This window comes from Streptomyces sp. NPDC056480, assembly GCF_042795405.1.
In the GTDB taxonomy this organism is placed as follows: Bacteria; Actinomycetota; Actinomycetes; order Streptomycetales; family Streptomycetaceae; genus Streptomyces.
Genome location: NZ_JBHTSA010000257.1, coordinates 1 through 1,674, shown reverse-complemented (window position 1 = coordinate 1,674; position 1,674 = coordinate 1). Strand labels below are relative to the sequence as shown.

The window sequence follows — 1,674 nt, the reverse complement described above, 5'->3', positions numbered from 1 at the left end:
CGGTTCCGTACGGAACCGGGCCCCAGCCATGTCCGGCGCTTCAGACCCGCTTGAGGACCGCGAAGCCGTCCGAGCGGTGGGTGATCTCGTACCGCGCCTCCGGATGCAGTTGCGAAGCCAGCTGCTCGGGGTCCGTGACCTGCTGCGACCAGCCGCGCAGGTCGAAGGCGAGATAGTCCGGGGTGGCGCCCTTCGACGTGCCGACCCAGTAGACGCGGTGGTCCGCCGTGAGGTGGGCGAGGAGCGAGACGTCCGCCTCCACGCTCGCGCCCTCCGGCACCGCGTCGACCGCCGCCCGCGCCTGCTCGGCCCGCACGTCCGTCCGGTACGTCTCCGGCTTCGTCAGCTCCCGCAGCGGCAGGTTCGCGGCGAGCACCAGCGCGACCGCCGTCGCCACCGGGACGACGACCTTCCCGTACGAGGCGAGCCACGCGCGCGGGGAGGTGCGCACGGAGCGGACGCCGTCCACCAGGGCCAGGAAGACCACCGGCATGAGGATGGCGCTGTAGTGCCAGTGCATGCCCCAGTGGTTGGGGTCCTGGGAGAGGAAGCGCCAGCCGAGCGTGGGCAGCACGAGCAGGACCAGCGGGGAGCGCAGGGCGAGGAAGCCGGTGATCGCGAGCAGGAAGACCACCATCTCCCAGCGCTCGCCCGAGGTGAGCGCGTCGCCGATGACCTGCCCGAACGAGGTCTCTGTGCCCTGCCCGGTCTTCTCGATCTTCGACCAGTAGTCGTACTCGCCGACCCGGCTCGCCGCCGGGATCAGGACGAGGACGGTCAGCGCGAACGCCGCCGCGCCGAAGCCGGCCAGGGCCGCGCCGAGTCGCTTCTGCCCCTTCAGGAAGAGGACGACGCCGACCATCGAGACGGTGAGGCCCATGTCCTCCTTGACGAGGACGAGCGGGGCGGCCCAGGCGGCCGCCGCGGTCCAGCGTCCGAGGAGCAGGGCCCGGCAGGTCAGGGCGAGCATGGGGACGGCGAAGGCGATCTCGTGGAAGTCGGACTTGACGGCTTCCTGGAGCCCCCAGGAGAGCCCGTACGCGAGGGCGAGGCCGATGCCGGCGGCCCGGCTGCCGAGGATCTGCTGGGTGGTGCGGCCGACGACGACGGAGCCGAGGGCGAAGAGCGCGGCCTGGGCGAAGAGCAGCGAGACCGGCGAGGACCAGACCCAGTACAGGGGCGCGAGGAGCGCCGTGACGGGGCTGAAGTGGTCCCCGAGTATGTGGAAGCCGGGGCCCTTGATGTCGACGACGGGGGCCCGGAACTCGGCGTACGCCCGGACGGACTGCCCGAAGATCCCGAGGTCCCAGGAGGGGGTGCGGAAGTGCGCGTACTGCACCCAGGAGTAGAGGAAGTACAGGCCGCACAGGACGCCCGCGAGGATCAGGTACGGGCGGAGCGGGGCCGGCGCGAGTCCGTCCGGCGACTCGGTGCCGGTGACGCCCGGAGTGCCGGTGTCGGCCTCCTCGGCGGACCTGTTCTGTACGTCCAACACCACGCCCCCACTACCAGTGGTCGACAAAAGAGCAACCCATTAGACCAGAGTCCACTCGATCGGCGGATCGATCACGGAGTGGTCCGGGGCACGGCGGAGGGCGACTCCCCGGGACAGAGCACGGCGGAGGACGGCTCCCCGGACAGGCCACGGAGAAGGGCGGCCCGCCGGGACAGGTC

General features: G+C 71.6%; 1 protein-coding gene. It reads right to left on the bottom strand.

From position 1 onward, the window contains the following. Positions 1-40: 40 nt before the first annotated feature. On the bottom strand, positions 41-1,495 hold the full coding sequence (locus ACFQ79_RS40700; protein WP_383593433.1) for a DUF2079 domain-containing protein: 1,455 nt from the start codon (positions 1,493-1,495) through the stop codon (positions 41-43). Positions 1,496-1,674: the final 179 nt, after the last annotated feature.